Origin of the sequence: Streptomyces sp. (assembly GCF_050698815.1) — a bacterium.
In the GTDB taxonomy this organism is placed as follows: Bacteria; Actinomycetota; Actinomycetes; order Streptomycetales; family Streptomycetaceae; genus Streptomyces.
The window spans coordinates 1-6,431 of sequence record NZ_JBOHCV010000695.1 but is presented as its reverse complement, the minus strand read 5'-3'; the positions used below and the strand labels follow the sequence as shown (position 1 = coordinate 6,431).

Sequence of the window (6,431 nt, the reverse complement as noted above, 5' to 3'; positions counted from 1 at the left end):
AGGGCCCGTCCTGTTTCTGCGCATCAGACATGGCTGAACGCTCCTGTATGTCGTCTCGAGGCACCCTGACGGCGTCCCCGGATACACGTCCATGCTGGCACGGCGCCGCCTGCCGGGGGAAGGGCCGCGGGACGGAGTCGGACGGCGTGAGGCGGGGACTTGAAACAGACGAACAGGAGGGGAAGGACCTGCCCGGGTGTGCGGTTTCCGTCACAACGGCCGCCGCGTCGCCGGCAACCGGAACCTCTCGTACCGGGAAGGTCGTCATGCATGACGTAGGGGAACAGCGCCCAAGGCGATCGGACCGGCAGGCTGTTCAGGACATTCACCACGCATCGCCTATCGTTCAACAGGTACCGGCACGGCAAGTGAGGACAGCGGATGGCACGCGCGTACATGGCGGAGGCCGCGAATACTTCGGGCGGCCGGCGGTCTTTCTCCGGCTGGGGCGGACCGGGAGGGCTGCGGCGTGGCTGGGTGCTGGCGACGATCGCGGTACTGCTGGGGCTGGCGCTGTATCTGCACGCCGAGGTCCCCAACGCCGTCGGCAACCTCGGCTCGCTGTGGGAGACCTTCCTGCCCTGGGGCGGGGTGCTCGTGCCCGTACTGCTGGTAGTGGCGCTGCTGCGCCGCTCCGTGGTCGCGCTCGTGGCGGTGCTGGTGCCGGCCCTGGTCTGGCTGAACCTCTTCGGCGGCCAGTTCACCAGCAAGTCGGGTACGGGCGGTGACCTCACCGTCGTCACGCACAACGTCAACGCGGGCAACCCGGACCCCGAACGCACCGCGCGGGAACTGGCCGGTTCGGGTGCGGACATCGTGGCGCTGGAAGAGGTCGCGAGCGGGCAGGCCGGGCAGTACGAGAAGGGACTCGAGGGCCCGTTCCCTTACCACAAGCGGGTGGGCACGGTCGGGGTGTGGAGCAAGTACCCGATGCGGGACACCGGCACCGTCGACATCAAGATGGGCTGGCCGCGCGCGATGCGCACCACTGTCGACACACCCGAGGGCGATGTCGCCGTCTACGCCGCTCATCTGCCGTCGGTGCGCGTGCAGTTCAAGTCGGGCTTCACGGCCGGCCAGCGCGACGACAGCGCGGCGGCGCTGGGCAACGCCATAGCGGACGACCGTACGGGCAGGGCCGTGCTGCTCGGCGACCTCAACGGAACCATGAACGACCGGGCGCTCGCCCCGGTCACCTCCCAGATGCGCTCGACACAGGGCGCGGCGGGCGACGGGCCCGGCTTCAGCTGGCCTGCCTCGTTCCCGACAACACGGATCGACCAGATCATGGTGAAGGGGCTCGAACCGGTGGCGTCCTGGTCGCTGCCCGCCACCGGCAGCGACCACCTGCCCGTGGCGGCCTCGGTGGACTTTTGAACAGCTGAGTGAATCGCGTCACCCGACACCCCGGAACCGGGGGCCATCACCGCAGGTGGGCCCCCGGTTTTTCGTTGCCGTGCGCTGGGTTGTGACTGTCCTGAAACACGGATGGCGCCCGCGGGAGCAAGGTATCTGAGAGGCTTTGTTCAGCACGAGAACATAGAAGTCAGTGCCTGTCACTGCCTGCGATTCGATGGATCCCTTCCTCGACTAAGGCGACGACGCACGCTGAGAACGCTCATCCCCCTTCGTTTACCTCGATCCGCCCTGTCCGGAAAGGTTCCCGCCCCATGCCCATGCCCCTGGCCTTGCTCGCGCTCGCGATCAGCGCCTTCGGAATAGGCACGACCGAGTTCGTGATGATGGGCCTGCTGCCCAACGTCGCGGACGACCTGGGCACGTCCGTGCCCACCGCCGGATATCTCGTCTCCGCCTACGCGATCGGCGTCGTCATCGGCGCCCCCCTGCTCACCGCGATCGGCTCCCGGGTACCGCGCAAGCGGATGCTCGTGCTGCTCATGGGCCTCTTCACCGTCGGAAACCTGGCCGCCGCCATCGCGCCCAGCTACGAGTCCCTGCTCGTGGGGCGAGTGCTGGCCGGACTGCCGCACGGCGCCTTCTTCGGGGTGGGCGCGGTCGTCGCGGCCCGGCTGGTCACGGAGGACCGGCGGGCCCGTGCGGTGGCCACCATGTTCCTCGGGCTGACCGTCGCCAACATCGTCGGCGTTCCGGCCGGCACCGCTGTCGGGCAGGCGCTGGGCTGGCGGGCGACCTTCCTCATCGTCACCGCCATCGGCCTGCTCTCGATGGCGGCCCTCGCCGCGCTGGTCCCGGACGTGCCGCTGGAACACCGCAGCGGCGTCCGCCACGAGATCCGCGCGCTCCGCGACCGTCAGGTGATCCTCGGACTGCTCACCGCGGTCCTCGGCTTCGGCGGCGTCTTCGCCGTCTACAGCTACCTCGCCTCGATCATGACCGAGGTGACCGGCCTCGCCGAGTCCTCGGTCACCGTCGTGCTCGCCCTGTTCGGCATCGGCATGACGCTGGGCGCCCTCGTCGCGGGCCCGCTGACGGACCGGGCGCTGCGGCCCACCCTGTACGGGGGGCTCGGCGCCCTCGCCGCCGCGATGCTCGTCTTCCACTCCGTGGTGGAGATCAAGTGGGCTGCGCTGACGATGGTCGTGCTGCTGGGCGGGCTCGGCTTCATGACGACGACGCCCCTGCAGATGCTGATCATGCAGAAGGCCAAGCAGGCGCCCACACTCGCGGCTGCCGGCAACCAGTCCGCCTTCAACCTCGCCAACGCGGGCGGCGCGTGGCTCGGCGGCGTCGCGATCGCGGCAGGCTGGGGCTGGACGTCGCCCATGCTGGTGGGCGTGGTGCTGGCGCTGGCCGGCCTTGGCGTCGCGGTGCTGGCGGGGGTGCTGGACCGGGACGCCTCCCGCTCCCGCTCGCGGATCGTCGCCCGCGGCCTGCCGCGCCTCAAGCGGGCCCGTCCCGCGGAGAGCGTCACGGGCTGACCCGGGTCTCCGGGGTGAACCCCGGCCGGGGTCTCCCTCGTTGCATAGGGGCCCGCGTTGCGGCGCGGGCCCCTTTCGGGTGGCGATCACACCCTCCTCTTTTCTGGACTGAATGGTCCATTATTGATACATGCGAAAGCGATCCCGTGGCTCGGGTGGAGGGCAGGTCGGGCTCAGTCCAGCAGTCTCAGCGCCTGCTCGGCGGCGTCCCGCACCCGGGCGGGGTCGTCCGACGCCTTGCCGACGATCCGCAGACCCTGCAGCAGCACGAACAGCATGCGGGCCAGCGCGCGCGGATCACGGTCCGCGGGCAATTCCCCCTGGGCCCGGGCCCGTACGAGTGCTGAGTGCAGCGGCATCTCGACGTGATCCCAGCTGATTTCGACCCGGCGGCACGCCGCCCGGTCGTGCGGCGCCAGTTCGGCCGCGGTGTTGGTGACGAAGCAGCCGTTCAGGCGGTCTTCGGGGGAGGCGGCTTCCGCGGCGAAGCGGCGCACCACCGTCCGTACGGCGGGCAGTGCGGGGCCCGGCTGGGACAGTTCGGCCAGGAGGCCGGGGTCGCGCGTCTCGGCGTACCGGTCCATGGCCTTCAGGTACAGCTCGTGCTTGTTGCCGAAGGTCGCGTAGATGCTGGCGCGGCCGATGCCCAGGTGCTCGACGAGATCCGCCATCGAAGTCGCTTCGTAGCCGCGCCGCCAGAACAGCTCCAGGGCCGACTGCAGCGCGGCGTCGGGATCGAATTCCTTGGTCCTGGCCACATCGGAACCGTAGACCTATATGGAACGATCAGTCAACAACTCCGGCTGCGGACTCGCGCCAGCGGTTCGTGATGGGCAGTCGGCGGTCCTTGCCGAAGCCCTTCGCGGAGATCTTCGTGCCCGGCGGGTACTGGCGGCGCTTGTACTCCGCGGTGTCCGTCATCCGCAGCACCCGTGTGACGACGTCCGGGTCGAAGCCGCGCTCGATGATGCCCTCGCGGCCCACGTCGCCGTCGACGTACAGCTTCAGGATGCGGTCCAGCACGTCGTAGTCCGGCAGCGTGTCCGAGTCGACCTGGCCCGGGCGCAGCTCCGCGCTCGGCGGCTTGGTGATGCTGTTCTCCGGGATCGGCGGGGTCTCACCCCGCTCGGCCGCGGCGCGGTTGCGCCACTCCGCCAGCCGGAAGACGTTCGTCTTGTAGACGTCCTTGATCGGACCGTACGCGCCGACCGAGTCGCCGTAGAGGGTCGAATAGCCGCACGCCAGCTCGGACTTGTTGCCCGGCGCGAGCACGATGTGGCCCTCCTGGTTGGACAGGCCCATCAGGGTGGTGCCGCGCAGCCGCGACTGCAGGTTCTCCTCCGCGACCCCGGTGAGTGCCAGGGACTCCATGTAGGCGTCGAACATGGGGCCGATCGCGACGGTACGGAAGTGGAGCCCGGTGCGCCGCGCGAGCTCGGCGGCGTCGTCCTTGGAGTGCTCGGAGGAGTAGCGGGACGGCATCGAGACGCCGTAGACGTTCCCGGGTCCGACCGCGTCGCAGGCGAGGGCCGCGACGAGGGCGGAGTCGATGCCGCCGGACAGGCCGATCAGCACCGAGCGGAAACCGTTCTTGGCGGCGTACGCGCGCAGTCCGACGACGAGGGCCGTGTAGATCTCCTCGTCGTCCTCCATGCGCGGTGCCTCGCGCCCGGCGGCCTCCGGCTCGTACGCGGGCAGCGGCCCTGCGGAGAGCGTGACGTGCTCCACGCGCAGTCCGTCGTCGACGACGCCGCCGGGCGGTGTCGCCGCCGCCGCGGGCAGGTCCAGGTCGACGACGACGCAGCACTGCTCGAACTGCGGTGCACGCGTGAGCACTTCACCCTGGTGGTCGACGATGATCGAGTCGCCGTCGAAGACCAGCTCGTCCTGCCCGCCGACCATCGCGAGATAGGCCGTCGTGCATCCGGCCTCCTGGGCGCGCTTGCGCACCAGTTCCAGACGGGTGTCGTGCTTGTCGCGCTCGTACGGGGAGGCGTTGACGGAGAGCAGCAGCCCGGCGCCGGCGGTACGTGCGGCGGGGACGCGGCCGCCGTTCTGCCACAGGTCCTCGCAGATGGCGAGGGCGACATCGACTCCGTGGACCCGGATGACGGGAAGGGTCTGGCCCGGAACGAAGTAGCGGAACTCGTCGAAGACGCCGTAGTTGGGCAGATGGTGCTTGGCGAAGGCCAGCGCCACCTCGCCCTCGTGCAGTACGGCGGCGGCGTTCCGCGGGGCGCCTGCGGGGCTGCCCAGGACGGCTTGCGCATCCTCGGCGCGGTCCAGATAGCCGACGACGACGGGGACGTCGCCGAAGCCCTCCTCGGCCAGCCTGCGCGCGAGAGTGCGCAGCGCCGTACGGCTGGCGTGGACGAACGAGCCGCGCAGGGCCAGATCCTCCACCGGGTAGCCGGTCAGCATCATCTCGGGGAACGCCACGAGGTGCGCTCCCTGCTCGACCGAACGACGGGTCCAGTGGAGGACCGATTCGGCGTTGCCTTCGAGGTCACCGACGGTGGAGTCGATCTGGTTCAGAGCGAGACGTAGTTGAGGCACGCCCTCCACTGTAATCGTCTGTCTGACGCGATGGAGAGCCGCAGCTGAGTACGTTCTGAGAGCGGCTGTCAAAACGGAGTGACTAGCTCCGCAAAGCGCGTACGGGAACCGGTCACGAGCCCTTCACGTCACCGTCACAACCGTATCCAGTACCCAACCTCACCTACGCGAGGGTATCCGCAGCATTTCGATACCTGGTGTACTGGATTCGACGCCCGCCTGGCGGGCATCGGTCAGTGACGTGAACTCGCCACCGCACAGGGGGATGTACATGCTGGAGGCTCTCGGTCTCGAACCCGTCCAACAGCAGACCTACGAGGCGCTCGTCGACGGTGCCGTCACCGTCTCAGAGCTCCGTACCGTGCTGGGTCTGAGTGCCGCAAAGGTTCGCGAAACCCTCACAGCACTGGAGAAGTTGAGCCTGGTCGGCAGGTACCCGGGGGAGCGCCGTGGCGAGGAGCGGTTCCTGCCCGTGGCGCCCGAGGTCGCCTTCGAGTCGTTGCTGCTGGCCCGCGAGGAGTCCATTCACCGCACCCGCCGCCACATCCAGCTTCTCGCCACCCGCTTCCGCGCCAACGCGACCGCCCGCGATCCCGTCGACCTGGTGGAGATAGTCACCGGCCGGGCGGCCGTGATCCAGCAGGTCGACCAGCTGCAGCACAGCGCACGGCACCAGATACGCGGCATCGACCGTCCCCCGTACGCCAACAGCGACCCCGACCGACTCGACCCCAAGACCGGGATGATGCCGGTGCAGGCCAAGACGATGCGGCGGGGCATCGGCTACCGCGTCATCTACGACACCCACGGCCTGGAGACCTTCCACCGCATCGACACCGACATCGAGGCGTGTGCCGTACTGGGCGAGGAGGCGCGGGTGATGGCCGATACGCCGACGAAACTGCTGGTCGCGGACGACCGGGTCGCCCTCGTTCCGCTGCGTTCGGCACCGCACGAGATGGCCAGCAGCGTGGT

General features: G+C 69.3%; 5 protein-coding genes. 3 read left to right on the top strand and 2 right to left on the bottom strand.

What is annotated here, in order from left to right:
• The first annotated feature begins 381 nt into the window (after nucleotides 1-381).
• Together ACRDP3_RS24775 and ACRDP3_RS24770 are read left to right on the top strand one after the other, a co-directional pair.
• Nucleotides 382-1,377 carry an endonuclease/exonuclease/phosphatase family protein gene (locus tag ACRDP3_RS24775; protein ID WP_431519215.1) on the top strand — a complete coding sequence of 332 codons (996 nt, stop codon included), beginning with the start codon at nucleotides 382-384 and terminating at the stop codon, nucleotides 1,375-1,377.
• A gap of 299 nt (nucleotides 1,378-1,676) precedes the next feature.
• Nucleotides 1,677-2,900, top strand: a complete 1,224-nt coding sequence (locus ACRDP3_RS24770; protein WP_431519216.1) for an MFS transporter — start codon at nucleotides 1,677-1,679, stop codon at nucleotides 2,898-2,900.
• Nucleotides 2,901-3,073: 173 nt separating this feature from the next.
• On the opposite strand, the gene ACRDP3_RS24765 is transcribed toward ACRDP3_RS24770, so the two are convergent.
• Nucleotides 3,074-3,658, bottom strand: a complete 585-nt coding sequence (locus tag ACRDP3_RS24765) for a TetR/AcrR family transcriptional regulator (RefSeq protein ID WP_431519214.1) — start codon at nucleotides 3,656-3,658, stop codon at nucleotides 3,074-3,076.
• Nucleotides 3,659-3,686: 28 nt separating this feature from the next.
• Nucleotides 3,687-5,456, bottom strand: coding sequence for an NAD+ synthase (locus ACRDP3_RS24760; RefSeq protein ID WP_431519213.1), 1,770 nt, complete (start codon nucleotides 5,454-5,456; stop codon nucleotides 3,687-3,689).
• Between the two features lie 271 nt (nucleotides 5,457-5,727).
• Here ACRDP3_RS24760 and ACRDP3_RS24755 point away from each other — a divergent pair.
• Nucleotides 5,728-6,431 (top strand): TrmB family transcriptional regulator (locus ACRDP3_RS24755; protein ID WP_431519212.1); only part of this gene is annotated, 704 nt, incomplete at its 3' end.